Origin of the sequence: Rhizobium atlanticum, assembly GCF_030182485.1 — a bacterium.
GTDB lineage: Bacteria > Pseudomonadota > Alphaproteobacteria > Rhizobiales > Rhizobiaceae > Rhizobium.
In genome coordinates this window covers 42041-67670 of the sequence record NZ_JAQJCJ010000005.1, presented here as the reverse complement: position 1 = coordinate 67670, position 25630 = coordinate 42041, and the positions used below count along the sequence as shown (strand labels likewise).

Below are 25630 nucleotides of genomic sequence, written 5' to 3'. Positions count from 1 at the left end.
AGCCGCCGAATATCGGGTTGAACCAAACGCAAGAAAGGCAAAGCTGTCATGGCTCTTTATGAACATGTATTCCTTGCCCGGCAGGATATTTCCGCTCAGCAGGTCGATGCACTCGTAGAACAGTACAAGGGTGTGATCGAAGCTAACGGCGGCAAGGTCGGGCGCATCGAAAACTGGGGCCTCAAGTCCCTCACCTATCGCATCAAGAAGAACCGCAAGGCGCATTACGCCCTGATGGACATCGATGCACCGGCAGCAGCGATCCAGGAAATGGAACGTCAGATGCGCATCAGCGAAGACGTTCTTCGCTACATGACCATCGCCGTCGAAAAGCACGAAGAAGGCCCATCTGCGATGCTGCAGAAGCGTGACCGCGACGACCGCGGCCCGCGCGAAGGCGGCGACCGCGGCCCGCGCCGCGAATTCGGCGACCGTCCGCCGCGCCGCGACGGCGAGTTCCAGCGCGCCCCACGTCCGGACCGCGCTCCCCGCGAAGACCGTGCATAAGGAGATATAAGAATGTCTGAAGCTTCCTCCGCTCCGGTCCGCCGTCCGTTCCATCGCCGCCGCAAGACCTGCCCGTTCTCCGGCGCAAACGCTCCGCGGATCGACTACAAGGACGTACGTCTGTTGCAGCGCTACATTTCCGAGCGCGGCAAGATCGTTCCGTCCCGCATCACGGCCGTTTCCCAGAAGAAGCAGCGCGAACTCGCCCAGGCGATCAAGCGCGCCCGTTTCCTCGGCCTGCTGCCCTACGTCGTCGCCTGATCGGCTGAGACGATCATTCTGAGGGAAGGCATTCGTGCCTTCCCTTCTCCCTTCCGCGATGGGCGCGGATCGGAATTCCTAAAACCCATGTTGAGATGTTTCTGAATTCGATTCAGCAACGGCCTCTAACTGCTTGATGAAGCAGGACAGCGACCTTGAAACGACCTGATCTTAAAACGCTGCTGATCGGCGCACTCGCCGGATTGACCGCCGCCTTGCTAGTGCTGGGCGCGAGCATGCAGCCGTCGTTTTTCAGCGCGCTTCTCTATACGGCCTCGGCGCTGCCGATCCTGCTCGTCGGGCTCGGCTGGGGCAATGCCGCCGCAATTTCAGCGGTCGTCACGGGAGCGGCGCTTGGTGCGGTCCTCATCTCCCCGTCTTTCGCGCTCATCATGACGCTGGTGACGCTGCTGCCGGCCGGCTGGCTTAGTCATCTCGCCAATCTCGCGCGCCCCGCCTCCGAACTCGGCGGCCCAGACCATCTGCTTGCTTGGTATCCGCTCTCCGATATCCTCCTGCATCTGTGCGGCCTGGTGACGCTTGCTGTCATCGTCATCGGCGTGATGATCGGCTATGGGCCTGATATCACCGACCCGATCGTCGATCTGCTGATCACCTCGGTCAAGCAGCAGCAGCCGGAATTCATGCCCGATCCGGCGGCAACCGCGCAGACCAAATCGCTGATCCTGCTGATGCTGCCGGCCGTGCAGGGCTGCATGTGGGTCAGCATGCTGTTTGCCGCCTATTATTTCGCCGTGCGCATCGTCGCCGCATCCGGCCGCGGCCTTCGACCGCGCGAGGATATTCCTTCGTCGCTGCGCATGAACCGCAATTCGATCTTCATCTTCCTGGCCGGGCTAGCCGCCTGCTTCTTCGGCGGCGTTCCGGCGCTCGTCGGCGCGACCGTGATCGGCACCTTCGGCGCCGGTTTCATGCTCTCCGGCTTCGCCTCGCTGCATTTCCGCACACGCGGCAAGGACTGGCGGATACCGGCCCTCATCCTCTGCTACCTGGCTTCGATGCTCATGTTGTTGCCAGCTCTCCTCATCCTCGTCCTGGGTCTCGCCGATACGCGCAAGGCGATCGCACTGACCCCGGCGAAAGATGCCGATGCCCCCAAACAATCCGATACGAAAATCTGAGACACAAGAAAGGAACAAGAAAATGGAAGTCATCCTTCTCGAACGCATCTCCAAGCTCGGCCAGATGGGCGAAACCGTAAAGGTTCGCGACGGCTTTGCCCGCAACTACCTGCTGCCGCTCGGCAAGGCACTGCGCGCCAACGCCGCCAACAAGGCCCGCTTCGAATCCGAGCGTGCAACGCTCGAAGCCCGTAACCTTGAGCGCAAGTCGGAAGCCCAGAAGGTCGCCGACGTCCTCGACGGCCAGTCCTTCATCGTCGTACGCTCCGCCGGCGAAACCGGCCAGCTCTACGGCTCGGTCGCTGCCCGTGACGTTGTCGAAGTTCTCGCCGCGGAAGGCTTCAACATCGGCCGCAACCAGGTTCACCTCAACACGCCGATCAAGGCGATCGGCCTGCACAAGGTCGAGCTGCAGCTGCATGCCGAAGTCGAAATCAACATCGAGCTGAACGTTGCCCGTTCGGCCGAAGAGGCAGAGCGTCAGGCCAAGGGCGAAGAGCTCACCTCGGTCGACGCGATCTACGGCGTCGACGAAGACGCACTGCGTCCGGAAGATTTCTTCGATCCGGAAGCCGACGGCCTCGACGAAGACGAAGCATAATTCTCGACGGATATTCCTCGATAGGGAGAGCCCGGCCACCGTGCCGGGCTTTTTCTTTTCGTACGTTCCGAGTCCGCGCAGCCCTCGGGTCACTTTTTTAGCGGGGGATTACCCGGATGTTTTTGCTGCGTGCCCGATGTCATCGGGCTAACATATCCTTCTCCGGAACGGATGAGCTGAGTCGGCTCCGTACCGTGTCCTGCAGGTGACACTGCCAGTATTTCGCATTTGTGGCGCCCGGGACTGTGGAGAAGTCGAACAATGGGCACAGCGTTCAGGATTTAGGCGAGACGAGCCCCGCTCCTTTCGCAGCCCCTTGATTTTCTCCATCCGGAATTGCAAATCCGGAGTTGGAAAAAGACAGAACGGATGATGATGAACGACGCCGCTCGAAAGATTGCAGCCGTTGCTCCGTCGGAGCAGCACTACCGCGAAGCACCCAACAATATCGAAGCCGAGCAGGCGCTTCTCGGCGCCATCCTGATGAACAACGACGCCTATTACCGGGTGTCGGACTTTCTGAAGCCGATCCATCTTTACGAACCGCTGCACCGGAAGATCTTCGAGGTCGCCGGCGACATCATCCGCATGGGCAAGATCGCCAATCCGGTGACGATCAAGACTTTCCTGAAGGCCGACGAGAAAGTCGGCGAGATGACGGTTTCGCAATATCTGGCAAGCCTCGTCAGCAATGCCGTCACTGTCATCAATGCCGAGGATTACGGCCGGGCGATCTATGATCTCGCGCTGCGCCGGGCGCTGATCACAATCGGCGAGGATGTCGTCAACATCGCCTACGACGCGCCGCTTGACATGCCGCCGCAGTCGCAGATCGAGGATACCGAGCGCCGGCTGTTCGAGCTCGCCGAAAACGGCCGCTACGACGGCGGCTTCCAGTCCTTCAACGACGCCGTGGCGTTGGCGATCGACATGGCGGCGGTCGCCAAAGAACGCGACGGCGGCCTTTCCGGTATTTCTACCGGCATCCATTCGCTCGATGCGAAGATGGGCGGCCTGCAGCGTTCGGACTTGATCATTCTCGCCGGACGCCCGGGCATGGGCAAGACCTCGCTTGCGACCAACATTGCCTATAATATCGCTGCCGCCTATGAGGGCGAGGTGCAGCCGGACGGCAGCATGAAAGCCAAGAACGGCGGCGTCGTCGGGTTCTACTCGCTCGAAATGTCGTCCGAACAGCTCGCCACCCGTATCATCTCGGAGCAGACGGAAGTCTCCTCCTCGAAGATCCGCCGCGGCGACATCAACGATGCCGACTTCGAAAAGCTCGTCGCCTGCTCGATGATGATGCAGAAGGTGCCGCTCTATATCGACCAGACCGGCGGCATCTCGATCGCCCAGCTTTCAGCGCGGGCGCGCCGCCTCAAGCGCCAGCGAGGCCTCGACGTGCTCGTGGTCGACTACGTGCAGCTGATGACCGGCTCCGGCAAATCAAGCGACAACCGCGTCCAGGAAATCACCCAGATCACTACTGGCCTCAAGGCGCTCGGCAAGGAGCTCAACGTTCCGATCATCGCGCTGTCGCAGCTCTCACGTCAGGTCGAAAGTCGCGACGACAAGCGCCCGCAGCTCTCCGACCTTCGTGAATCCGGTTCGATCGAGCAGGACGCCGACGTCGTGCTCTTCGTTTTCCGCGAGGAATATTACGTCAAGAACCAGGAGCCGCGCGATCCTCACGATCCGAAATATCCGGAATGGGAAGCGCTGTTCGACAAGGTGAAAGGCACCGCCGATGTGATCATCGCCAAGCAGCGTCACGGACCGACAGGCACGGTGAAGCTCGCCTTCCAGGCAGAATTCACCCGCTTCGCCGATCTCGCAGATCCTTCCTTCATCCAATACGAAGAACATTGACGCGTTTTTCCGCGTCGATTTTCTTCAGAGCCCTGCAACCCGCAACAATGCAACCGTTGCGACGCCGACCACGACGCTTGCAAGCATCGGCAAACGGCGCGCGGCAATCGCGGTTACCGCGCAGGCTAACGTCTCCGCCCAGCCGGTCGCAAAGGCGGTCGGGGCGATGACGGCCATCAGCACGGCCGGCGGAATGGCTTCGATTGCCGTTCTCCGGCGCTCGTCGATCTCGACATGCCGGATCAGGACGAGACCGCTGATGCGGGTAAAAACGGTTGCGGCTGCCATCGCGAGGATGGAGATGAGGATATCGAAATGCAGCGTCATGCCGCCTGCTCCCGCGCCCTGCCCTGCCAGAGGGCCACTGCCAGCCCAGCCAGCGCCCCGGCGGCGATATGCCAGACCCCTGGCACGAAATGGTGGACAGCAACGGAAGCGGCACCGCTTGCGGCAAGCACGGCGCCGGTTTCCGGCCCTTTCCAGAAGCCCATGACCAGCACGACGAAGACAGCCGGAAAGGCGAAGTCGAGGCCGATGACGGCCGGATTGCCGAGAAAGGCGCCGAGCAGTGCGCCTGTCAGCGAGGAACCGACCCAAGCGAGGTAAAAAGGCATGACGATGCCGGCATACCAGGCGGGCCTCAGCCGCGTGCTGCCGGCCCGGAATTCCGCCATGGCCCAGAGCTCATCGGCGAGGAAGAGCATGGCGATATAACGTTTGACGCCGGGGAAGGACTGCATCTTGGTGCCGAGCGACGCGCTCATCAGCACGTGGCGGATATTGACCAGCAGGGCTGCAAAGCCGACGCCGATCCAGCTTGCCGGATGCGTCCAGATGTCCATCGCCACGAATTGCGAGCCGCCTGCAAAGACAAGTGCGCTCATCAGCGTCGTTTCCAACGGGGAAAGGCCCTTAGTGGCCGCGACCGCGCCGAAGACAAGACCGATCGGCAAAACGGCGACGACGAGCGGAAAGATGGCACGCATTCCGGCGAGAAATTCGCCAAGACGAAATTCGCCGGATGGCCGGCTGTGCTGCAACATGGCAACCTCCTGATTAAGATCGCGGAGGGTTAGCCCAGGCCGCCACGGCTGTATTGAACGAAAGTGATCAGCCCAGGCGGAACTGGCCGGGCGTCACGCCCGTGCGTGCCTTGAAGTGCCGAGTAAAGTGCGCCTGATCGGCAAAACCGCATTCCAGCGCGATGTCGGCTGGCATGCGACCCTGCCGCAGCAGCCGCCGGGCCACCTGCACCCGCCGATCCGTCAGGAAGGCGTGCGGTGTGATGTGATATTCCTTGCGGAAGGCGCGGATGAGATGAGCCCGGCTCAATCCCGCCACTTCGGCCAGTTCCTTGAGGCCAACATCGAGGTCGAAGTTCTCGATCAGGTATTCGCGAGCTCGGGCGACGGCGCTTCGCTCCTTGGTATCGACAGGCACGACAATCGTGCTGCCGTGACGCGCAAAGATCGCCGCCAGCACCGAGAACATTCCTTCATCGGACTCGAGGGCGCCTGCGCCGCTCTCCAGCGTTCGGTGAGCGGCGTGAAAGGCATTGGCAAGCTCGGGATCGCGTGGGAGCGCGCCGGAAAAAGAGGGCGTCGCATGGAAGGCCTTGCCGGTGACATCCTCCAGAATATCGACGAACAGCTTCGTGTCGGGATAGATCATGCGGTAGCGGTAGCCTTTACCGCCCGGAGCGCCGTCATGGATGACACCGGGGTCGATCAGATAAAGGTCGCCGGGCCCGGTTTCCTCCCGCCTGCCGCTGAGGGTGGCGATCTGGGTGCCGCTTTCTATCGCGCCGATGCTGAACGTATCATGCGCATGCGGCGCATATTCATGGGTGAGAAAAGTGGCGCTTAGGCATTCCATGTCGCGGAAGCGGCTATCCCGCCAGAAGCGGGCCGATTCCACATTGGCGAGCGGCATGGCCTCCGCCGCCTCTTTCTGCGATACATTCTGCATCCGGCAAAATTAACGCGAAAGCCTGCATGCGTCTTGAACAAAAGTGATCGTACAAGAAGCAAAGGGTGATATGTGACCGCCTGCGCTTTTCCTTGGCCACAATGCTCTCTAAACTGAGCGGGACGGGCTCCTTCCATTTTTTCACGGCGATTCATGACAGATTTTCCCATCCCCTCCGAAGACGATGATCTTTTCACTTCCGCGGGCCTGCGGCTGACCGTTGATCTGAGTGCGCTCACGGAAAACTGGCGCGACATGGCGCGCCGCTCGGGTGCGGCGCGCGCCGCAGCCGTCGTCAAGGCGGACGCCTACGGCATGGGTATCGAGGATGCCGGCGAAGCGCTCTACTTGGCGGGCGCCCGGGATTTTTTTGTCGCGACCGCCGATGAAGGGGTGACGCTTCGTCTCTATGCGCCCGAGGCGCGCATCTTCGTGCTCTCGGGCATATGGCCGGGCACGGAACGGCGGTTCTTCGACAATGATCTCGTACCGGTGATTTCCTCCGACGAGCAGCTCGCCTTCTGGATGGCGGTGCTTGCCGATTACGGCGATTACCCCTGCGCCCTGCATGTCGATACCGGCTTCAATCGGCTCGGGCTGCACATCGACGACGCTATCGCCCTTGCCGACGACGTCTCGCGGCCTGCGAGCTTCGCGCCGGTGCTGGTCATGAGCCATCTCGCCTGCGGCGACGATCCCAGCCATGCGATGAACCGACAGCAACTCGAATCATTCCGTAGGGTTGCGGCCGTCTATGAAGGCATCGATTCAAGTCTTGCCGCCTCGGCCGGCATCTTTCTCGGCGACGATTATCATTTCGACCTGACCCGGCCGGGCATCGCGCTCTATGGCGGCGAGGCGGTCAGTGGCATGGCGAACCCGATGCGGCCGGTCGCGACCGCGGAAGCACGCATCATCCAGGTGCGCACCGTCGAGGCCGGCGAGACCGTCAGCTACGGCAGGGCACTGCAGCTTTGCCGCAGAAGCCGGCTGGCAATCGCGTCTGCCGGTTATGCGGACGGTTACATGCGCAGCCTATCGAGCGCCGGCGTGCCGCTGCGCCAGGCTGTGCCGCAGGGCGGGCAAGGCTTCATCGCCGAACACAAGGTGCCGGTTGCCGGCCGGATCACCATGGACTTGACGATCTTCGACATCACCGACCTGCCCGAGAACGCCGTGCGCGCCGGCGACTATGTCGAATTGTTCGGTAAAAACATGCCGCTGGACGACGTGGCGCGGGCGGCGGGCACGATCGGATACGAGATCCTGACCAGCACGGGGCTGCGCCATGAACGACGCTATGTGGCCGAGGAGTAGGAATATCCTTGGCGGATCGCTAAATATCCAGCGCAGGAGTCCGCCATGCCTCCTGCCCCTTCCCGCAAGGCCATCGACAATCTAACGTCCATATTACACTAGGGACGATTCCCTGCCGCCAAGCGCCTCATCGGCGGGAACACCTCACCAGAAGATTTTATCGAAAGCAGTCATCGATGGCGAAGGCCAGGACACAATTCATCTGCCAGAATTGCGGCGCGGTCCATAATCGTTGGGCCGGCAAATGCGATGGTTGCGGCGAGTGGAACACCATCGTCGAGGAAGACCCGATGGGCGGCATCGGCGCCGGCCCCGGCAAGACGCCGAAGAAGGGCCGGCCGGTGACGCTGACGGCGCTCTCGGGCGAAATCGAGGAGGCGCCACGCATCCACACCGCCATGTCAGAACTCGACCGGGCGCTCGGCGGCGGTTTCGTGCGCGGCTCGGCGGTTTTGATCGGCGGCGATCCCGGCATTGGCAAATCGACGCTGCTGATGCAGGCCGCCACCGCCCTTGCACGGCGCGGCCACAAGATCATCTATGTCTCCGGCGAGGAGGCGGTGGCGCAAGTCCGGCTCCGGGCGCAGCGGCTTGCCGCAGCCGATACCGACGTGATGCTGGCGGCCGAAACCAATGTCGAGGATATCCTGGCGACGCTTGCTGAGGGCAAACGCCCCGATCTCGTCATCATCGATTCCATCCAGACGCTGTGGAGCGAACTTGCCGAATCTGCGCCGGGAACGGTGACGCAGGTGCGCACCGGCGTTCAGTCGATGATCCGTTTCGCCAAACAGACGGGAGCCGCCATGGTGCTCGTCGGGCATGTGACCAAGGACGGGCAGATCGCCGGGCCGCGCGTCGTCGAGCACATGGTCGATGCCGTTCTCTATTTCGAAGGCGACCGCGGCCATCACTACCGCATCCTGCGCACGGTCAAGAACCGCTTCGGCCCGACGGACGAGATCGGCGTTTTCGAAATGTCCGACAAAGGACTGCGCGAAGTCGCCAATCCCTCCGAGCTCTTCCTCGGCGAGCGCAATGAAAAATCACCTGGAGCCGCGGTCTTTGCCGGCATGGAGGGGACGCGGCCCGTGCTCGTCGAGGTGCAGGCGCTGGTGGCGCCGACCTCGCTCGGCACGCCGCGGCGCGCTGTGGTCGGCTGGGACTCGGCCCGGCTGTCGATGATCCTGGCGGTGCTGGAGGCCCATTGCGGCGTCAGGCTCGGCCAGCACGACGTCTATCTCAACGTCGCCGGCGGTTACCGCATCTCCGAACCGGCGGCCGATCTCGCCGTCGCCTCGGCGCTGGTTTCGTCGCTCGCCGGTATTGCCCTTCCCGCCGATTGCGTCTATTTCGGCGAAGTCAGCCTGTCGGGCGCCATCCGGCCGGTTGCGCACACCGCCCAGCGCCTCAAGGAAGCCGAGAAGCTGGGCTTTTCCGCAGCGCTGCTTCCTTCCGCCTCCGCCGAGCTGCCGAAGGGTTCCGGCGGGCGATGGAGCGAGGTCGAAAGCCTGCCGGATCTGGTTGCGCGCATCGCCGGGTCGAAGGGAGCGCTGCGTGTGGAAGACGAGGTTTGATCCTTTCATTGCCGCGAATGGTAATGTTATAGGAGGCACACGATAAGGCCGACACGGCCGCCGAGCGGCAGTCCTGGAGTTGAATTTTCATGCCCATTACGATTTTCGACGGTATTGTCATCGGCGTCGTGCTCTTCTCCGCCGTGCTGGCAATGGTCCGCGGTTTCTCGCGCGAGATCCTTTCGATCGCGAGCTGGGGCGGTTCGGCCGCCGCCGCCTACTACCTCTATCCGTACCTGCTGCCCTATGCGAAGAAGTACACTGATGACGATCGCATCGCGATCGCCGGTTCGGCCGCCGTCGTCTTCCTGATCGCGCTCATCGTCATTTCCTTCATCACCATGAAGATTGCCGATTTCATCATCGACAGCCGCATCGGCGCTCTCGACCGCACCCTCGGCTTTCTGTTCGGCGCGGCCCGCGGCCTGCTGCTGATGGTCGTTGCCGTCGCCTTCTGGAACTGGCTGGTCGATGTCGACCACCGGCCGGCCTGGGTCAACGAGGCCAAGTCGAAGCCCTTCCTGGATTCGATGGTCGTGAAGCTAAAGGCGGTGCTGCCGGAGCAGTTTGCCCAGATGATACAGGCAAGCTTCCGTGATAAGATGCAGCCGGCACAGGGCAGCGAAGGCGCCACGCCGCCGGCGACCGATCAAGCGCCGGCGGACGACGCGCCCGCAGGCGGCGCGCAGCAGCCGGCGAATTGACACAGTGTTCAGCAGCTTGACTCGCCTCGCGGCAATTGCCATTTGAGCGGGACGTGAAATAAGGGTCCGGCCGGGCATTCCAGCTCCGCCGGACCTAAGCCGTTTCAGAGCCCGCTGAACGGGCTTTGAAAGCAGATGTCGTTCAGCACGAAGCTATCGGAAACCTGCGAGATTTCCGGTATCGTGCTATTGGTAATGCCGATCCATTCTTGTGAGAGCAGAGGCCCGCAGAAATGAACCAGTCCCATTCCTTCCCAATCGACGATCCGCTCGACGGAGATACGCTGCATGAGGAATGCGGCGTTTTCGGAATTCTGGGACATCCCGATGCCGCAGCTCTCACTGCTCTCGGGCTGCACGCCCTGCAGCACCGCGGACAGGAGGCAGCCGGCATCGTCTCGTTCGATGGCAAGCGCTTCTATCAGGAACGCCATATGGGCCTGGTGGGAGACCACTATACCAATCCAATGACGCTGGCCCGCCTGCCCGGCAGCATAGCGATCGGCCACACACGCTATTCCACGACAGGCGAAGTAGCGATGCGCAACGTGCAGCCGCTGTTTGCTGAACTGGAAGAAGGCGGCATCGCCATCGCCCATAACGGCAATTTCACGAATGGCCTGACGCTGCGCCGCCAGATCATCGCCACCGGCGCCATCTGTCAGTCGACATCCGATACCGAAGTCGTCCTGCATCTCATCGCCCGCTCGCGCCATGCTTCCACATCCGACCGCTTCATCGACGCCATCCGCCAGATGGAAGGCGGCTATTCGATGCTTGCCATGACCCGCACGAAACTGATTGCCGCGCGCGATCCCACCGGCATCCGCCCGCTTGTCATGGGTGAACTCGACGGCAAGCCGATCTTCTGTTCGGAAACTTGCGCGCTCGACATCATCGGCGCCAAGTTCATCCGCGATGTCGAAAACGGCGAGGTCATCATCTGCGAAATCCAGCCTGACGGCTCGATCAGCATCGATGCCCGCAAGCCGAGCAAGCCACAGCCGGAGCGTCTCTGCCTGTTCGAATATGTCTATTTCGCCCGTCCCGATTCGGTCGTCGGCGGCCGGAACGTCTATACGACGCGTAAGAACATGGGCATGAATCTCGCCAAGGAATCGCCTGTCGATGCCGATGTCGTCGTGCCGGTGCCGGATGGCGGCACGCCCGCAGCTCTCGGCTACGCGCAGGAAAGCGGCATCCCCTTCGAATACGGCATCATCCGCAACCACTATGTCGGCCGTACCTTCATTGAGCCAACGCAGCAGATCCGCGCCTTTGGAGTCAAGCTGAAGCATTCCGCCAACCGGGCGATGATCGAAGGCAAGCGCGTGGTGCTGGTCGACGATTCCATAGTGCGCGGCACGACGTCGCTGAAGATCGTGCAGATGATCCGCGAGGCCGGTGCGCGCGAAGTCCATATCCGCGTCGCAAGCCCGATGATCTTCTTCCCGGATTTCTATGGGATCGATACGCCCGACGCCGACAAGCTGCTCGCCAATCAATATGCCGATGTCGAAGCCATGGCCAAATATATCGGAGCGGATTCGCTTGCCTTCCTGTCGATCAACGGACTTTACCGCGCCGTCGGCGGCGAGGACCGCAATCCGGCCCGCCCGCAGTTCACCGACCACTACTTCACCGGTGACTATCCGACCCGCCTGCTCGACAAGAACGGCGAGTCCATGGGCAACAAGCTTTCGATGCTTGCCAGCAACGGCTGAGCCGCTGCCGCTTTGACTTTCACTTCCGAGGGGCCTTGCGCTCCTCACCTTTGCAAGCAAATCCGGAACCGGACAGATGAACATCAATCTTGAGGGCAGGATCGCACTCGTCACCGGTGCGTCGCGCGGCATCGGCTACTTCACAGCCCTGGAACTTGCCAAGGCCGGCGCCCATGTGATCGCCTGCGCACGCACGGTCGGCGGACTCGAGGATCTCGACGATGCGATCAAAGCCGTCGGCGGCAGTGCGACGCTCGTGCCCTTCGACCTTGCCGATATGAATGCGATCGACGCACTCGGCGGCTCGATCTTCGAGCGCTGGGGCAAGCTCGATATCCTCGTTGCCAATGCCGGGGTGCTCGGCGTCATTTCGCCGATCGGCCATATCGAGGCGAAGGTGTTCGAGAAGGTGATGACGATCAACGTGACGGCGACATGGAGGCTGATCCGGTCGGTCGATCCGCTGCTCGCCCGCTCGGATGCCGGCCGCGCCGTAATCCTGTCTTCTGGCGCCGCCCACAAATGCCGTCCCTTCTGGGGCGCCTATTCCGCATCAAAAGCCGCTGTTGAGGCGCTGGCCCGAACCTGGGCCGGCGAGACGCAGTCGACGCCACTGCGTATCACCAGCGTCGATCCGGGCGCGACCCGCACGGCGATGCGGGCGCAGGCTGTGCCCGGCGAAGATCCGCAGACGCTCCCGCATCCCTCCGAGGTCGCCAAGGCGATCCTGCCGCTGCTGGGCCCCGGCGTGACAGAGACGGGCAAACTGTTCATCGTGCGCGAGAATAAGCTCGCCGATTATCGCCTGCCGGAATAAACAGACGCTTCAGTTCGCGGCAACAGCCGGGAACAGATGCGCGAAACCTGTTTCGGCTGGGCATAGGACATTGAGGTCCACTGGTCCTCGGATGCCGTTCACAGCGCCGTTGTCGGCAAATTGCCAGACCGACCAACGACTGCAGCCTACCTGCGTTGGCTCATTGAACACGCTTCGAAGCCAAAGGTAATGCTCGGGGAAGCGAGCCTCGTTGCCTTTCAGATACTGATCGAAAAATTCCTGCGTGACGTAGAAGATCGGCTTTTCCGGAAAGATCGCTTTCAGTTCGGTGACGAAGGCATTGACCTCCGTTGCCATTTCCTCGACCGTCGGGACCTTGCTGCAATTACCGACAAATTCCAGATCGATGGCGATCGGCAGGGTTCGCGGCGCCTTCGGCACCGTCGCCAGGACATTCTGCGCCTGGTCCTTGCCCGGGCGGCAAAAGGTGAAGAAATGGTAGGCGCCTCTCACCAGCCCTGCATCTCCGGCACGTTGCCAGTTCTCGGGGAACCTGGAATCCTTGTGATCGCCGCCTTCGGTCGCCTTCATGATTGCGAAACGCACGTTCGGCTGGGCGGCCACCGTCTTCCACTCGATGTCGCCCTGGTGATGGCTGACATCGATGCCTTGGATCGGATAACGCGACAAGGTCGGATTGTTGAAGCGAAGCATGCCGAAATCGTATGCGAAATATGCGCCCGATGCGACGACCAGAATTGCAGCCGTACCGATCGTCCATCGAACAAAGCTTCTCACTCATTCCTCCCGTATTTTCAGCAGCTTCCGAACCGGCTATACGCGATTTGCGCCACGAAAATGGCAGACGAGCCTCAGGGGATGCAGCGCACCGGATAGGTCGCTCGAGTTGCCACCGATCCTCCCCTCCCCCTCTTGACCAAACGTCATTCCCGCGCCATAAAACGCGGCATGAAAACGGTTATCTGCATTATCTGCGGAAAGATTATTCGCTAGCGCACGCGCTGGCCTGGCCGTTTTCGTCTCCCCAATTGTCAAGATGCGAAACGCCCCGGCCTGCCGGTCGCGATTTTTCTGATCGTGCATTTGGGAGAGTGAAATGGGCGGCACGCCGGAACTGAAGCTGTACAACACGCTGACGCGGGAGAAATCGGTCTTCAAGCCGATCGATGCCGAGAACGTCCGCATGTATGTGTGCGGCCCGACGGTCTATGATTTCGCCCATATCGGCAATGCCCGCCCGGTCATCGTCTTCGACGTGCTGTTCCGGCTGCTGCGCCATCTCTATGGCGAAGATCGAGTCACCTATGCCCGCAACATCACCGACGTCGACGACAAGATCAATGCGCGGGCGTTGAGAGATCATCCCGGCCTGCCGCTCAACGATGCGATCCGCGCGGTCACCGAAAAGACCGAGACGCAGTTTCACGCCGATGTCGCCGAACTCGGCTGCCTCGAGCCGAATGTCGAGCCGCGCGCCACCGATAATATCGCAGAGATGATCCAGATCATCGACAAGCTGATCGGCAATGGGCATGCCTATGTGGCGGCAGGCGAAGTTCTGTTCGACACCAAGTCCATGGCGGATTACGGCCAGCTTTCGAAGCGGCCGCTCGACGAGCAGCAGGCCGGCGCCCGCGTCGCCGTCGATGCGCACAAGAAGAATCCGGGCGATTTCGTGCTCTGGAAACTGTCGAGCCACAACGAGCCTGGTTGGGAGAGCCCCTGGGGCCGCGGCCGGCCCGGCTGGCATATCGAGTGCTCCGCGATGAGCAGGCGTTATCTCGGCGATGTCTTCGACATTCACGGTGGCGGACTGGATCTGATCTTCCCGCATCATGAAAACGAGATCGCCCAATCGCGTTGCGCCCACGGGACCGAGGTGATGGCGAATGTCTGGATGCACAACGGCTTCGTTCAGGTCGAAGGCCGCAAGATGTCGAAGTCGGAGGGCAATTTCGTCACCATCCACGATCTGCTCCACACGGAAACCTTCGGCGGCCGCAAATGGCCGGGCGAGGTGCTGCGCCTTGCCATGCTGATGACGCACTACCGCGAGCCGATCGATTTCTCGATCAAGCGGTTGGAAGAGGCCGAACGCCTGCTCGCCAAATGGCCGACCTCGGAGGCCGGCGATGCCGCAGCCGATGACAGCGTGCTGAACGCGCTGGCCGATGACCTGAATACCGTCGCCGCCGTGCAGGTGCTGCATGCGCTGGCGCAATCCGGCAACGATACCGTCTTCGCCGCAAGTGCGGCGCTCCTCGGGGTGCTGCCGAAGAAAGTCGAAATCGACGAAGCCTTCGCAGCGGCGGTCGATGCGCTGGTCGCCATGCGTCTCGAAATGCTGAAAGCGAAGAACTTCGCCGAGGCCGACAAGGTTCGCGACGAATTGACCGCGAAAGGCATCCAGCTGAAGGACGGAAAGGATCCGGCGACGGGCGAGCGGGTGACGACGTGGGAGGTAAAGCGGTAGGATGAATTGGGTGGCAGAGGGGGGTGTAGCCCAGAGCGAGAGGCTAGATATGTCGCATACACCAGTTCCGCCGCAACGGCGGGCGAATGCCAAGCGTATGGGCAAAGCTATGACTGATGCCGAATTAAAGCTCTGGAACGAACTTCGCGCCCATCGCCTAATGGGTCTTGGCTTTCGCAGGCAGTTGCAGATTGCGGGCTACATCGTCGATTTCGCATGCCCCAGCCATCGGCTTATCGTGGAGGTAGACGGCTCGCAGCATGCCATTGCCGAAAATGCCTTCTACGACGACATCAGGACTGAGCGCCTAAAGGCAGATGGCTGGACCGTCCTGCGCTTTTGGAACGACGATATTCTCCGGGATCTGGACAATGTATGCAGCCATATCATCCGCACCATCGGAAAGGACCTGCCATGACCACCTACACGGGCGGCTGCCAGTGCGGCGCGATCCGTTTCCGCGTCATCGGTGAACTCAAGGATTCGTCGATCTGTCATTGCCGCATGTGCCAGAAAGCGTTCGGAGCCTATTATGCACCGCTGGTCTCGGTGCGCGGCGCCGATTTTGAATGGACGCGGGGGGAGCGCAAAAGGTTTCGCTCGTCGAATTTCGTCGAGCGTGGTTTCTGCGGCGATTGCGGCACGCCACTGACCTATGAAGCCCCGGATGGGATGGCGATTGCGGCGGGCGCGTTCGACGATCCGTCGCAGCTGCCGCCGACCGTTCAATGGGGTGTGGAAGGCAAGATCGACTTCGTCGATCATCTGCACGAACTGCCGGGAGAACGGACCGAGGCGGATCTGACGGCGGGCTCCTTCCTGCACGAACTGATTTCCTATCAGCACCCCGACCACGACACGCCGGTCTGGCCGCCGGAGGATCGCACTTGATGGAAACGGCGAGACAGACCGGCGGATGCCAGTGCGGCGCGGTTCGTTATCGCGCGCTGGGCGAACTCGGTTATCCCCATATCTGCCACTGCCGCATGTGCCAGAAGGCGGCCGGCAACTATTTCCTGCCGCTTGCGGCGGCCAAGCGCGAGCATTTCGAACTGACGCGCGGCGATCCCAAGTGGTTCCGCTCCTCCGATCTCGTCCGGCGCGGCTTCTGCGGCGATTGCGGCACACCGCTGTTCTACGATATTCCCGAAGAGGATTTCATCAACATCGCGCTCGGCTCGCTTGATGATCCCGATGCGGTCAGGCCCGTTATGCAATCCAACACTGGCCGCAAGATGTCCTGGTTTCACGCACTCGACGGGTTGCCGGTCGAACCAGAGCCTGAAACCCCCGACCGCGAGGATGCGATTGCGGCAAGCAATCATCAGCACCCGGATCGCGACACGTCTCATTGGCCACTCGGAGAAACACATGACGGATAAGATCAGAACAGGCGGATGCCAATGCGGCGCCGTGCGCTTCCGCATATCGGGCCAGTTGGGACGGCCCTCGATCTGCCATTGCCGCATGTGCCAGAAACAGTTCGGCGGCTTCTTCTCCGCACTCGTCACAACACCGGAGGAAGGGATGGAATGGACGCGCGGCGAACCGAGCTACTTTCAATCCTCGGTCAATATCGACCGCGGCTTCTGCAGCAATTGCGGCACGCCGATGACCTATCGCCATCCAGGCGGGCTGGAGCTTGCGATCGGCACCTTCGACGACCGCAGCGATCTCGCGCCGCAGATCCAGGTGAATTATGACGCCCGGCTGCCATGGGTCGAGACGATCTTCGATGCGCCCGCGCACAAGGACCCGGATTTCTATGCCCGACAGGAGGCGATCATCTCCTTTCAGCATCCCGACCACGACACCCAGGCCTGGCCCGCAAAAGGCGTGAAAATATGACCGAGATCCTGCGCACGCTCTATCCCGAAATCGAAGCCTATGCCTCCGGCCATCTCGATGTCGGCGACGGCCATGTGATCTACTGGGAACGCTCGGGAACGCCCGGCGCCAAACCCGCCGTCTTCCTGCATGGCGGCCCGGGCGGCGGCTTCTCGCCCGCCCACCGCCGGCTTTTCGATCCCGCTCTCTACGATGTCATACTGTTCGACCAACGCGGCTGCGGCAAGTCGACGCCGCATGCCGAACTGAATGCCAACACCACCTGGCATCTCGTCGCCGATATCGAGCGCCTGCGCGAAATGGCCGGCGTCGAGAAATGGCAGGTGTTCGGCGGCTCCTGGGGCTCGACGCTGGCTCTCGCCTATGCCGAGACCCACCCCGAGCGCGTGTCCGAGCTCATCCTGCGCGGCATCTACACGCTGACCAAAGCGGAGCTCGATTGGTACTACCAGTTCGGCGTGTCGGAAATGTTCCCCGACAAGTGGGAGCGTTTCGTCGCTCCCATTCCCTCGGACGAGCGGCATGAGATGATGCATGCCTATCATCGCCGTCTGACTCACGAGGACAGGAACGTGCGCCTTCAGGCCGCGCAGGCCTGGAGCATCTGGGAAGGTGAAACGATCACGCTGCTGCCGGAGCCTTCCACCAGCGGCAAATTCGAAGAGCCGGAATTCGCCTATGCCTTCGCCCGCATTGAGAACCATTTCTTCGTCAATGCCGGCTGGATGGACGAAGGACAACTGATCCGCGATGCGGGCAGGCTCAGGGATATCCCGGGCGTGATCGTGCATGGGCGCTACGACATGCCCTGCCCTGCCAAATATGCCTGGCTGCTGCACAAGGCTTGGCCGAAGGCGGAGTTCCAGCTGATCGAAGGTGCGGGCCATGCCTATTCGGAGCCGGGAATTCTCGATCGGCTGATTCGGGCGACGGATCGGTTTGCAGGCAAGATATGATCTAGTGCCGTGCAGCCCCCTCACCCTAGCCCTCTCCCCGCGGGGAGAGGGAACAAGGCGCGCAAGGCAGCTACCCTTCTCCCCTGGGGGAGAGGGTGCCCGAAGGGCGGATGAGGGGGCTTCCGCACAACAGAAAACAACACCCGCCCGTCGGGAGGAAACGACATGAAAGAACGCATCTATCTTTTCGACACGACGCTCCGGGACGGGCAGCAGACGCCTGGCATCGACTTTTCTGTCGAGGACAAGATTGCGATCGCCGCCATGCTGGATGAGTTCGGCCTCGATTACGTCGAAGGCGGATATCCCGGCGCCAACCCGACGGATACCGCCTTCTTCAGCGAGAAGCGCACCAGCCAGGCGACCTTCGTCGCCTTCGGCATGACGAAGCGGGCAGGCGTTTCGGTCTCCAACGACCCCGGTATTGCCGGCCTGCTGCAAGCCAAAAGCGATGCCATCTGTTTCGTCGCCAAGAGCTGGGACTATCATGTCGCCGTGGCGCTCGGCTGCACCAACGAGGAAAACCTCGAATCCATCGCCGAAAGCGTCAAGGCGGCGGTTGGCGCAGGCAAGGAGGCGATCGTCGACTGCGAACATTTCTTCGACGGCTTCAAGGCCAATCCGGCCTATGCGATCGCCTGCGCGAAAACGGCCTATGAAAGCGGTGCCCGCTGGGTCGTGCTCTGCGACACCAATGGAGGGACGCAGCCGCCGGAGGTGCGCGCCATTGTCGAGGCGGTGATCGCGGGCGGCGTGCCCGGCCGCTGTCTCGGCATTCACGCTCACAACGACACCGGCCAGGCCGTTGCTAATTCGCTTGCTGCCGTTGAAGCCGGCGTCCGGCAGATCCAGGGCACCTTGAACGGCATCGGCGAGCGCTGCGGCAACGCGAATCTGGTGACGCTGATCCCGACCCTGGCGCTGAAGAGCGCCTACAACACCCGTTTCGAAACGGTGATCGACGAGGAGAGGCTGCTCAACCTCACCCGGCTCTCGCACGCCTTCGATGAGCTCCTCAACCGCTCGCCGGATCACCAGATGCCTTATGTCGGCGCCTCCGCCTTCGCCACCAAGGCCGGCATTCATGCTTCCGCTCTGCTGAAAGATCCTCGCACCTACGAACACGTGCCGCCGGAAAGCGTGGGCAATTTCCGCAAGGTCATGGTCTCGGACCAGGGTGGCAAGGCGAACTTCATGAATGCGCTGAAGCGGCGCGGCATTATCGTCGCCAAGGACGATCCGAGGCTGGATCTCCTGATCTCGATCGTCAAGGATCGTGAATCGATCGGCTATGCCTATGAGGGCGCGGATGCGAGCTTCGAACTCTTGGCGCACCGCACGCTCGGCACGATCCCGGAATTTTTCATCATCGAAGGCTTCCGCGTGATGATCGAGCGCCGCTTCGACAGTCTTGGCCGTGTGAAGATCGTCTCGGAGGCGGTGGTCAAAATCACCATCGATGGCCAGACGCTGATGTCGGTCGCCGACGCCGAGGGTCCGGTCAACGCGCTCGACCTGGCGCTACGCAAGGATTTCGGAAAGTACCAGCACGAGATCGACGATCTGGTTCTCGCCGATTTCAAGGTGCGCATCCTCAATGGCGGCACGGCGGCAATAACCCGCGTGCTGATCGAATCCACCGACAGCGACGGTGTGCGCTGGTGGACGGTCGGCGTCTCCGAGAACATCATCGACGCTTCGTTCCAGGCGCTGATGGATTCCGTCATCTACAAGCTGATGAAGAACCGGCAGCTGGCGGGGAAGATCGCGGCGGAATAAGTGTCTGCCGCCGGGATTCGTCTATCGCTCGGGTTTTCGCTTCAAATCCTCTCAGCCTTCATTCAACGAAATGAATTGGCCTATTCACGGTGCTTAAGCTAGGCCGGATCAGAAGAAGAACAAAGATGGAAACACCCGATGTCGACCGATGCATCCGTTCCACTGGCCAAGAACGAAGATAGTCCACGCGGTTTCGCCTTCGCGCTGACAGCCTATCTGCTCTGGGGCTTCCTGCCCTTCTACATGAAGGCGGTGGCTCATATTCCGCCGGCCGAAGTCATCGCCCACCGCATCGTCTGGTCGCTGCCGCTGGCCGGCATCGTGTTGGTCGTGCTCGGACGCACGGCGGACATCCGCGCAGCATTGCGCTCGCCGCGCATGCTGGCGATGGGGGCCTTGACCGCATCGCTGATCACCGTCAACTGGGGTACTTATGTCTGGGCGATCGGCGCCGGCCATTCGCTTGATGCAGCACTAGGCTATTTCATCAATCCGCTGTTCAGCATTTTCCTCGGTGCGGTGCTGCTCAAGGAAAAGCTGCAACCGCTGCAGATGGCGGCGATCGCGCTTGCGGCACTTGCCGTCGCCATTCTGGCCCTGGACAGTGGTGGCATCCCCTGGGTGGCGCTGACGCTTGCGGTCAGCTGGGGTTTTTATGCCTTGCTGCGCAAGACGCTGCCGCTCGGACCCAATCAGGGCTTCTTCCTCGAGGTTCTGATCCTCAGCGGCCCCGCCCTCGTCTACATCCTCTATCTCGAATACGGCAACGGACTCGGCCATTTCTACCGTACCGGCCTTGCCGATACGACCCTACTTCTCGGCTGCGGTGTCATCACGGCCGTGCCGCTGATGATCTATGCCAACGGAGCCAAGCTCCTGAAGCTCTCGACGATCGGCATCATGCAATATATCGCGCCGACGATGATCTTCCTGATCGCTGTCTTCGCCTTTCATGAGCCGCTCGGCACGGCGCGGATGATCGCCTTCCCGCTGATCTGGGCGGGGCTGTTCCTCTATAGCTGGTCGATGCTGAAGGGAAGCCGCGGGCGCTAAAAGCGCCCGCCGCCTACATCTTCGAAATTACCGCGTCCTCGCCGTCGCGATCGGCGGCAAGCTGGGCTGCCTGGGCCATGATCGCCGGAATGATGCCGGCGACATCGTCGACAACGAGCGGCTGCACCCGGTGGGCGGTGTGCAGGAAGCCTTCGTCGGTCATATGACGCATCAGCTCCATCATCGGATCCCAAAAGCCGTTGATATTGGCAAAAACCATCGGCTTTTCATGACGGCCGAGCTGCGCCCAGGTCATGATCTCGACGATCTCCTCCAGCGTGCCGATGCCGCCGGGCAGCGCGACGAAGGCATCGGAACGCTCGAACATCGTATGTTTGCGCGCGTGCATGTCAGGGGTTACAATAAGTTCGTTGAGCTGACCGAGCGAATGGCGAGTCGCTTCCATATCGATCAGAAATTCCGGGATGATACCCGTGACCTGACCGCCGCCTGAAAGCACTCCGCTCGCAACCGCGCCCATGATGCCTTTGGTACCTCCGCCATAGACGAGGCGCAGGCCGTATTCGGCGATCTCTCTTCCGAGAGCACGCCCGGCCGCCATGTGGGAAGGATCGCGTCCCGCCCTTGAGCCGCAGTAAACGCAGATGGATCGAATCGATACAGATTGTTCGGTCATAGGGCAAAACAACTATTCCATTTCAATGCAGTCAAGAAAATTGACTGAAAAGCAGCCTGCCGAGCTTGCGAAATTGCGTTGAATGCTTGTGAAAAGCATCGGAAATCGCTAGCAATTTCGGTTACTACGGCAAATTGCCGCCTTGGGAGACATAATGATGAAGAACCGTGCCGGCTTGCTGGCCCTTGCAGTGCTCGTAATCGCAATCCTACTGATGGTATTCTTCGTCATGCCGCGCATCGGCAGCGATGCATCCAAAGTCGGCGACGCCATCAACCAGGCGGGCACGGAGCTCAAGAACACGGTTAACGAAGCGGCAAAGACATCACGCTCTGCCGTGGCCGACTCGACTGGGGTCGCCGATCAGGTCAGACGCCTCTCGGCCGATGCCGGCGTGGCGCTCGGCGAGCTGAAGGCGCTGTTTGCCGACGGCAAAGGCCCGGCCATTGATGTCTTCACCGCCGCCAAGACCAAGGCCGTCAATGCGCTCACCGCACTTGTCGGCTTCACCGTTCCCGAGGGCATGGATCCCGCAACACAAGCCATTGTCGCCAAGGCCAAGGAAGGCGGCGCCAAGGCGCTCGCCATCGTGCAGTCGCTGCCGGAAAATATGGCGGATGCGCCTGCCGCGATTTCCAGGGCCGAAGCTGCGCTGACCGGTGCGCCCGAACCAGCCTCTGCCGCGACCCCGGCGGCCGCAAATACCGGCCCGAAACTTCCGGCCTTCGACGTCCTGCGTGTCGAGCCTGATGGATCGACCGTCATCGCCGGCTCCGCCGAGCCGAACGGCAAGCTCGAAGTGCTCGACGGCGAAAAGGTGGTGACGACGGCCAACGTCGGTCCGAGCGGCGATTTCGCGGCCGTCCTCGACGATCCGCTTCCGGCCGGCGACCACCAGCTCGTGCTCAAGGTAACGGACAAGGATGGCAAGACCGCGCTTTCCGAAGAAGTCGCCACCGTTTCCGTGCCGAAGGACGGCAATGCCGCCAATCTGCTCGCCATGGTCTCCAAGCCCGGCGCGGCGAGCCGCATCATCACTGCGCCGACAGGGGACACCGAAGTCGCCGACGCCTCCAATCCGTTGGCGCCGGCTGCGGACAAGCCGGCAACTGGCGGGACCGCTGCAGCCGACGCGCCTGCCGCAACAGTAGCGCCAATCGGTGAGCTGGCGCTGCAGACGCCTGGTCTGCCCGACGCCTCCGCCACCGGCACAGATGCGACTCCGGCCGTTCCAGGTGCTGGCGAAACCCACGAGGCCACCACGCCCGATGTGATGGTCAACGCCGTCGAGATCGAGGGCAACAAGATCTTCATTGCCGGCACGGCGCGCGCCAACGCCAAGGTCCTCGGCTATGCCGACGACAGCCTTGTCGGCCAGGACACGGCCGGTCCTGACGGCCATTTCGTCATCGATGGCGTCGCGGCGCTTTCGGTCGGCGATCATAAGATTCGCGTCGACGTCGTCGATCCCGCGGGCAAGGTGATCGTGCGGGCCGCAGTGAACTTCAATCGCCCTGCGGGCGACCAGGTGCGAGTTGCCGCTCAAGCCGGCCCCGCCGATGCAAATGGTGCTGCCTCGATGGTGCCGCTCCACGAGGGTGAACTCGGCAAGCTCAAGGCCGAAGCCGGCAAGGCGTTCGGGCTCTTGAAGGGGCTGTTTGCCGATGGCCAGCTGCCCGGCGCCGAACAGCTGGCGGCGGCGCGCTCAGCAACGGAGTTCGCGCTGCGCTCTCTCGCAGACTTCCGCCCGGCGGCGGATGCGTCCGACAGCTTCAAGCAAGCCTCAGGCGCCTCCTCGCAGACCGCCGCCAAGGCGCTGAAACTGCTGCAGGATCTGCCGAAGGACGCAAAATCGGTCGGCGCCGGGCTCGACGGGCTGGGTGCAATCATCGGTGAATTAACCGACACGCCCGCACCGGCCGCGCCCGCCGCAAACGACACTGCGAGCAATCAGCCGAAGACGATCGAGCAGGCACCGCTGACGGCAAACAATGCGGCGGTAATCATCCGCCGCGGCGATACGTTGTGGCAGATCTCCCGCCGGACCTATGGGCTCGGCGTGCGTTATACGACGATCTACATCGCCAACGAGGACAAGATCATCGACCCGGATCGTATCCGTCCCGGGCAGATTTTCGGCCTGCCGAAGGACGCGCTGCCGAACGCCGAGGAGCTGCACCGCAAGCGGCTTTCCAAGCAGCACCTCTGAAAGGCCGCTCCTTAAGCGCAACGCGACTTGATGAAGCCGGGCAGGAGAAACGCCCGGCCTCACTTTTCCCGGCCCCCGCACGTGTTGTATTCCTCGGCCCGACGCCCTATCTGCCGGTGGCGGTTCGGGATTCAGGTAAGCGCTTCAGGTGCGCCCCTGCCCCCGCCTTGCCGGACATCGAAGAAAATCATCCGGACTGGAGACACGGCATGGCAAACGGCAAGACAGTCTCGGAATCCCACTTGCTGCGGACGCTTTTCAACCTCTGGCCCTATATGTGGCCGGCCGGGCGAACCGACCTCAAGATGCGGGTCGTCTGGGCGTCGGTCTATCTGCTGATTTCCAAGTTCGTCCTGCTGCTCGTCCCCTATTTCTTCAAATGGTCCACCGATGCGCTGAACGGCAGGATGGACCTTGCCGGCACGGTACCGCCGCTGCTTGCCGGCGCCGTAGCCCTTGTCATTGCCTATAACGTCACCCGGTTGATCCAGCTCGGCCTCAACCAGTTGCGCGACGCGCTCTTTGCCAGCGTCGGGCAACATGCGGTGCGCCAGCTCGCCTACAAGACCTTCGTGCACATGCACGAGCTGTCGCTGCGCTTCCATCTGGAGCGAAAGACCGGCGGCCTGTCACGCATCATCGAGCGCGGCACCAAGGGCATCGAGACGATCGTGCGCTTCACGATCCTCAATTCCGTTCCGACCGTGATCGAATTCCTGCTGACGGCGGTTATCTTCTGGTGGGGCTACGGCTTTTCCTATCTTGCGGTCACCGCCTTCACCGTCTGGGCCTATATCTGGTTCACGATCCGTGCATCTGACTGGCGCATCGCCATCCGCCGCTCGATGAACGACAGCGACACCGACGCCAACACCAAGGCGATCGACTCTCTCCTCAATTTCGAAACCGTCAAATATTTCGGCAATGAGGAAATGGAGGCCAAACGCTTCGACAAGTCGATGGAACGCTACGAGAAAGCGGCGACCGATGTCTGGACCTCGCTCGGCTGGCTGAACTTCGGCCAGGGCGTCATTTTCGGCATCGGCACGACCATCATGCTGTTGCTGTCGGCGCTGGCGGTGCAACGCGGCGAGCAGACGGTCGGCGATTTCGTCTTCGTCAATTCGATGCTGCTGCAGCTTTCCGTGCCGCTCAATTTCATCGGTTTCGTCTACCGGGAAATCCGGCAGGGTCTGACCGATATCGAGCAGATGTTCGATTTGCTCGAGGTGAAGGCCGAGGTCAAGGACGCCCCCGACGCTGCCGAGCTTCGAATCCGCCAGGGCGCGATCTCCTTCAAGGATGTGCACTTCGCTTACGATCCGGCCCGTCCGATCCTGAAAGGCATTTCTTTCGATGTGCCGGCCGGCAAGACAGTCGCCGTCGTCGGGCCGTCGGGCGCCGGCAAATCGACGCTGTCGCGCCTGCTCTATCGTTTCTACGATATCCAGAGCGGCGCGATCACCATCGACGGCGAGGATATCCGCACGGTGACGCAGAAAAGCCTGCGATCGGCGATCGGCATGGTGCCGCAGGATACCGTGCTGTTCAACGACACGGTCGCCTACAATATCCGCTACGGCCGCACATCGGCGAGCGATGGCGAGGTGTTTGCAGCGGCCGAGGTGGCGCAGATCGCCCATTTCATCGAGGCGCTGCCCGAAGGCTTCGAGACCAAGGTCGGCGAGCGCGGGCTCAAGCTTTCCGGCGGCGAGAAACAGCGTGTGGCGATCGCCCGCACCATCCTCAAGGCGCCGCCGATCCTGATCCTCGACGAGGCAACTTCAGCGCTCGACACCACCACGGAACGAGAAATCCAGACAGCCCTCGATGTGGTTTCGAAGAATAGGACGACCTTGGTCATCGCCCATCGGCTTTCGACCGTCATCGGCGCCGACGAGATCATCGTGCTCAAAAGCGGTGAGATCGCCGAGCGCGGCACGCACGCCGCCCTCCTCGAAAGGAACGGCCTCTATGCCTCGATGTGGAACCGCCAGCGCGAGGCGACACAGGCGGAGGAGCATCTGAAGCAGGTGCGCGAAAGCGACGAGATGGGCGTCATCGCGCGGCTTGCCCCGGCAAGCTGAAGCGAACACCGATAGCGGCGCCGGCTTTTATTGTTCAGAACTGCGGCGGCGGAACCGAGGCCAGGGCCGGAGCATTGCTCAGGAGCTGGTTTTTCGCTAACCAGCAAAAAATGACA

General features: G+C 61.8%; 25 protein-coding genes. 20 read left to right on the top strand and 5 right to left on the bottom strand.

Annotated elements, in window-relative coordinates:
- Positions 1-48: 48 nt before the first annotated feature.
- The 5 genes from rpsF to PH551_RS09195 all read left to right on the top strand — a co-directional run bounded on the left by rpsF (position 49) and on the right by PH551_RS09195 (position 4383).
- The gene (gene rpsF, locus PH551_RS09215; RefSeq protein WP_085777636.1) at positions 49-507 is read left to right on the top strand and encodes a 30S ribosomal protein S6; all 459 of its coding nucleotides are present in this window, start codon (positions 49-51) and stop codon (positions 505-507) included.
- 12 nt (positions 508-519) lie between these two features.
- Entirely contained in the window at positions 520-768 is a 249-nt protein-coding gene (gene rpsR, locus PH551_RS09210; RefSeq protein WP_004680498.1) for a 30S ribosomal protein S18, read from the top strand.
- A gap of 155 nt (positions 769-923) precedes the next feature.
- Entirely contained in the window at positions 924-1910 is a 987-nt protein-coding gene (locus tag PH551_RS09205; RefSeq protein WP_285192755.1) for a DUF2232 domain-containing protein, read from the top strand.
- Positions 1911-1932: 22 nt separating this feature from the next.
- On the top strand, positions 1933-2511 hold the full coding sequence (rplI, locus tag PH551_RS09200) for a 50S ribosomal protein L9 (protein WP_285192754.1): 579 nt from the start codon (positions 1933-1935) through the stop codon (positions 2509-2511).
- A 375-nt stretch (positions 2512-2886) separates the two neighbouring features.
- Positions 2887-4383 (top strand): replicative DNA helicase, encoded by a 1497-nt coding sequence (locus PH551_RS09195; RefSeq protein WP_064707063.1) that lies wholly within the window; start codon positions 2887-2889, stop codon positions 4381-4383.
- A gap of 24 nt (positions 4384-4407) precedes the next feature.
- Here the strand turns inward: PH551_RS09195 and PH551_RS09190 are convergent, their stop codons facing one another.
- The 3 genes from PH551_RS09190 to PH551_RS09180 form a co-directional block, all read right to left on the bottom strand.
- The gene (locus PH551_RS09190) at positions 4408-4710 is read right to left on the bottom strand and encodes an AzlD family protein (RefSeq protein WP_285192753.1); all 303 of its coding nucleotides are present in this window, start codon (positions 4708-4710) and stop codon (positions 4408-4410) included.
- Positions 4707-5426, bottom strand: coding sequence for an AzlC family ABC transporter permease (locus PH551_RS09185; protein WP_285192752.1), 720 nt, complete (start codon positions 5424-5426; stop codon positions 4707-4709). The genes PH551_RS09190 and PH551_RS09185 overlap by 4 nt, the downstream gene beginning before the upstream one ends.
- Before the next feature lie 67 nt (positions 5427-5493).
- Positions 5494-6315 carry an AraC family transcriptional regulator gene (locus tag PH551_RS09180; RefSeq protein WP_285192913.1) on the bottom strand — a complete coding sequence of 274 codons (822 nt, stop codon included), beginning with the start codon at positions 6313-6315 and terminating at the stop codon, positions 5494-5496.
- Between the two features lie 189 nt (positions 6316-6504).
- Between PH551_RS09180 and alr the strand changes: the two genes are divergently transcribed.
- The 5 genes from alr (at position 6505) to PH551_RS09155 (ending at position 12490) form a co-directional block, all read left to right on the top strand.
- Positions 6505-7668 carry an alanine racemase gene (gene alr / locus PH551_RS09175; RefSeq protein WP_285192751.1) on the top strand — a complete coding sequence of 388 codons (1164 nt, stop codon included), beginning with the start codon at positions 6505-6507 and terminating at the stop codon, positions 7666-7668.
- 176 nt (positions 7669-7844) lie between these two features.
- Positions 7845-9245, top strand: coding sequence for a DNA repair protein RadA (gene radA, locus PH551_RS09170; RefSeq protein ID WP_285192750.1), 1401 nt, complete (start codon positions 7845-7847; stop codon positions 9243-9245).
- 89 nt (positions 9246-9334) lie between these two features.
- On the top strand, positions 9335-9949 hold the full coding sequence (locus PH551_RS09165) for a CvpA family protein (protein ID WP_285192749.1): 615 nt from the start codon (positions 9335-9337) through the stop codon (positions 9947-9949).
- Positions 9950-10182: 233 nt separating this feature from the next.
- Positions 10183-11673: an amidophosphoribosyltransferase gene (gene purF, locus PH551_RS09160; RefSeq protein ID WP_064801591.1), complete on the top strand. Its 1491-nt coding sequence runs from the start codon at positions 10183-10185 to the stop codon at positions 11671-11673.
- Positions 11674-11749: 76 nt separating this feature from the next.
- Positions 11750-12490 carry an SDR family NAD(P)-dependent oxidoreductase gene (locus PH551_RS09155; RefSeq protein WP_285192748.1) on the top strand — a complete coding sequence of 247 codons (741 nt, stop codon included), beginning with the start codon at positions 11750-11752 and terminating at the stop codon, positions 12488-12490.
- Between the two features lie 9 nt (positions 12491-12499).
- Here the strand turns inward: PH551_RS09155 and PH551_RS09150 are convergent, their stop codons facing one another.
- Positions 12500-13249, bottom strand: coding sequence for a glycoside hydrolase family 25 protein (locus PH551_RS09150; RefSeq protein ID WP_285192747.1), 750 nt, complete (start codon positions 13247-13249; stop codon positions 12500-12502).
- Between the two features lie 319 nt (positions 13250-13568).
- Here PH551_RS09150 and cysS point away from each other — a divergent pair, with 319 nt between their 5' ends.
- The 8 genes from cysS (at position 13569) to rarD (ending at position 20581) form a co-directional block, all read left to right on the top strand.
- On the top strand, positions 13569-14945 hold the full coding sequence (gene cysS, locus PH551_RS09145) for a cysteine--tRNA ligase (protein ID WP_285192746.1): 1377 nt from the start codon (positions 13569-13571) through the stop codon (positions 14943-14945).
- Between the two features lie 49 nt (positions 14946-14994).
- Positions 14995-15363 (top strand): endonuclease domain-containing protein, encoded by a 369-nt coding sequence (locus PH551_RS09140; protein WP_285192912.1) that lies wholly within the window; start codon positions 14995-14997, stop codon positions 15361-15363.
- Positions 15360-15836 (top strand): GFA family protein, encoded by a 477-nt coding sequence (locus tag PH551_RS09135; protein ID WP_285192745.1) that lies wholly within the window; start codon positions 15360-15362, stop codon positions 15834-15836. Before PH551_RS09140 ends, PH551_RS09135 begins: the two co-directional genes overlap by 4 nt.
- Positions 15836-16327 (top strand): GFA family protein, encoded by a 492-nt coding sequence (locus PH551_RS09130; protein WP_285192744.1) that lies wholly within the window; start codon positions 15836-15838, stop codon positions 16325-16327. Before PH551_RS09135 ends, PH551_RS09130 begins: the two co-directional genes overlap by 1 nt.
- Positions 16317-16793, top strand: a complete 477-nt coding sequence (locus PH551_RS09125) for a GFA family protein (protein WP_285192743.1) — start codon at positions 16317-16319, stop codon at positions 16791-16793. Before PH551_RS09130 ends, PH551_RS09125 begins: the two co-directional genes overlap by 11 nt.
- Entirely contained in the window at positions 16790-17749 is a 960-nt protein-coding gene (pip, locus tag PH551_RS09120; RefSeq protein WP_285192742.1) for a prolyl aminopeptidase, read from the top strand. The genes PH551_RS09125 and pip overlap by 4 nt, the downstream gene beginning before the upstream one ends.
- 165 nt (positions 17750-17914) lie before the next feature.
- Entirely contained in the window at positions 17915-19528 is a 1614-nt protein-coding gene (cimA, locus tag PH551_RS09115) for a citramalate synthase (RefSeq protein ID WP_285192741.1), read from the top strand.
- Positions 19529-19666: 138 nt separating this feature from the next.
- Positions 19667-20581 carry an EamA family transporter RarD gene (rarD, locus tag PH551_RS09110; RefSeq protein WP_285192740.1) on the top strand — a complete coding sequence of 305 codons (915 nt, stop codon included), beginning with the start codon at positions 19667-19669 and terminating at the stop codon, positions 20579-20581.
- A 13-nt stretch (positions 20582-20594) separates the two neighbouring features.
- Here the strand turns inward: rarD and PH551_RS09105 are convergent, their stop codons facing one another.
- Positions 20595-21218 carry an LOG family protein gene (locus tag PH551_RS09105; protein ID WP_285192739.1) on the bottom strand — a complete coding sequence of 208 codons (624 nt, stop codon included), beginning with the start codon at positions 21216-21218 and terminating at the stop codon, positions 20595-20597.
- Positions 21219-21372: 154 nt separating this feature from the next.
- On the opposite strand from PH551_RS09105, the gene PH551_RS09100 reads away from it, so the two are divergent.
- On the top strand, positions 21373-23427 hold the full coding sequence (locus tag PH551_RS09100; protein ID WP_285192738.1) for a LysM peptidoglycan-binding domain-containing protein: 2055 nt from the start codon (positions 21373-21375) through the stop codon (positions 23425-23427).
- A 209-nt stretch (positions 23428-23636) separates the two neighbouring features.
- Positions 23637-25514 (top strand): ABCB family ABC transporter ATP-binding protein/permease, encoded by a 1878-nt coding sequence (locus tag PH551_RS09095; RefSeq protein WP_285192737.1) that lies wholly within the window; start codon positions 23637-23639, stop codon positions 25512-25514.
- Positions 25515-25630: the final 116 nt, after the last annotated feature.

Coding starts and splice junctions, on each gene's coding strand:
- rpsF (WP_085777636.1), top strand. CDS start 49: ATGGCTCTTTATGAACATGTATTCCTTGCCCGGCAGGATATTTCCGCT.
- rpsR (WP_004680498.1), top strand. CDS start 520: ATGTCTGAAGCTTCCTCCGCTCCGGTCCGCCGTCCGTTCCATCGCCGC.
- rplI (WP_285192754.1), top strand. CDS start 1,933: ATGGAAGTCATCCTTCTCGAACGCATCTCCAAGCTCGGCCAGATGGGC.
- PH551_RS09195 (WP_064707063.1), top strand. CDS start 2,887: ATGAACGACGCCGCTCGAAAGATTGCAGCCGTTGCTCCGTCGGAGCAG.
- PH551_RS09190 (WP_285192753.1), bottom strand. CDS start 4,710: ATGACGCTGCATTTCGATATCCTCATCTCCATCCTCGCGATGGCAGCC.
- PH551_RS09185 (WP_285192752.1), bottom strand. CDS start 5,426: ATGTTGCAGCACAGCCGGCCATCCGGCGAATTTCGTCTTGGCGAATTT.
- PH551_RS09180 (WP_285192913.1), bottom strand. CDS start 6,315: ATGCCGCTCGCCAATGTGGAATCGGCCCGCTTCTGGCGGGATAGCCGC.
- alr (WP_285192751.1), top strand. CDS start 6,505: ATGACAGATTTTCCCATCCCCTCCGAAGACGATGATCTTTTCACTTCC.
- radA (WP_285192750.1), top strand. CDS start 7,845: ATGGCGAAGGCCAGGACACAATTCATCTGCCAGAATTGCGGCGCGGTC.
- PH551_RS09165 (WP_285192749.1), top strand. CDS start 9,335: ATGCCCATTACGATTTTCGACGGTATTGTCATCGGCGTCGTGCTCTTC.
- purF (WP_064801591.1), top strand. CDS start 10,183: ATGAACCAGTCCCATTCCTTCCCAATCGACGATCCGCTCGACGGAGAT.
- PH551_RS09155 (WP_285192748.1), top strand. CDS start 11,750: ATGAACATCAATCTTGAGGGCAGGATCGCACTCGTCACCGGTGCGTCG.
- cysS (WP_285192746.1), top strand. CDS start 13,569: ATGGGCGGCACGCCGGAACTGAAGCTGTACAACACGCTGACGCGGGAG.
- PH551_RS09140 (WP_285192912.1), top strand. CDS start 14,995: ATGTCGCATACACCAGTTCCGCCGCAACGGCGGGCGAATGCCAAGCGT.
- PH551_RS09135 (WP_285192745.1), top strand. CDS start 15,360: ATGACCACCTACACGGGCGGCTGCCAGTGCGGCGCGATCCGTTTCCGC.
- PH551_RS09130 (WP_285192744.1), top strand. CDS start 15,836: ATGGAAACGGCGAGACAGACCGGCGGATGCCAGTGCGGCGCGGTTCGT.
- PH551_RS09125 (WP_285192743.1), top strand. CDS start 16,317: ATGACGGATAAGATCAGAACAGGCGGATGCCAATGCGGCGCCGTGCGC.
- pip (WP_285192742.1), top strand. CDS start 16,790: ATGACCGAGATCCTGCGCACGCTCTATCCCGAAATCGAAGCCTATGCC.
- cimA (WP_285192741.1), top strand. CDS start 17,915: ATGAAAGAACGCATCTATCTTTTCGACACGACGCTCCGGGACGGGCAG.
- rarD (WP_285192740.1), top strand. CDS start 19,667: ATGTCGACCGATGCATCCGTTCCACTGGCCAAGAACGAAGATAGTCCA.
- PH551_RS09105 (WP_285192739.1), bottom strand. CDS start 21,218: ATGACCGAACAATCTGTATCGATTCGATCCATCTGCGTTTACTGCGGC.
- PH551_RS09100 (WP_285192738.1), top strand. CDS start 21,373: ATGATGAAGAACCGTGCCGGCTTGCTGGCCCTTGCAGTGCTCGTAATC.
- PH551_RS09095 (WP_285192737.1), top strand. CDS start 23,637: ATGGCAAACGGCAAGACAGTCTCGGAATCCCACTTGCTGCGGACGCTT.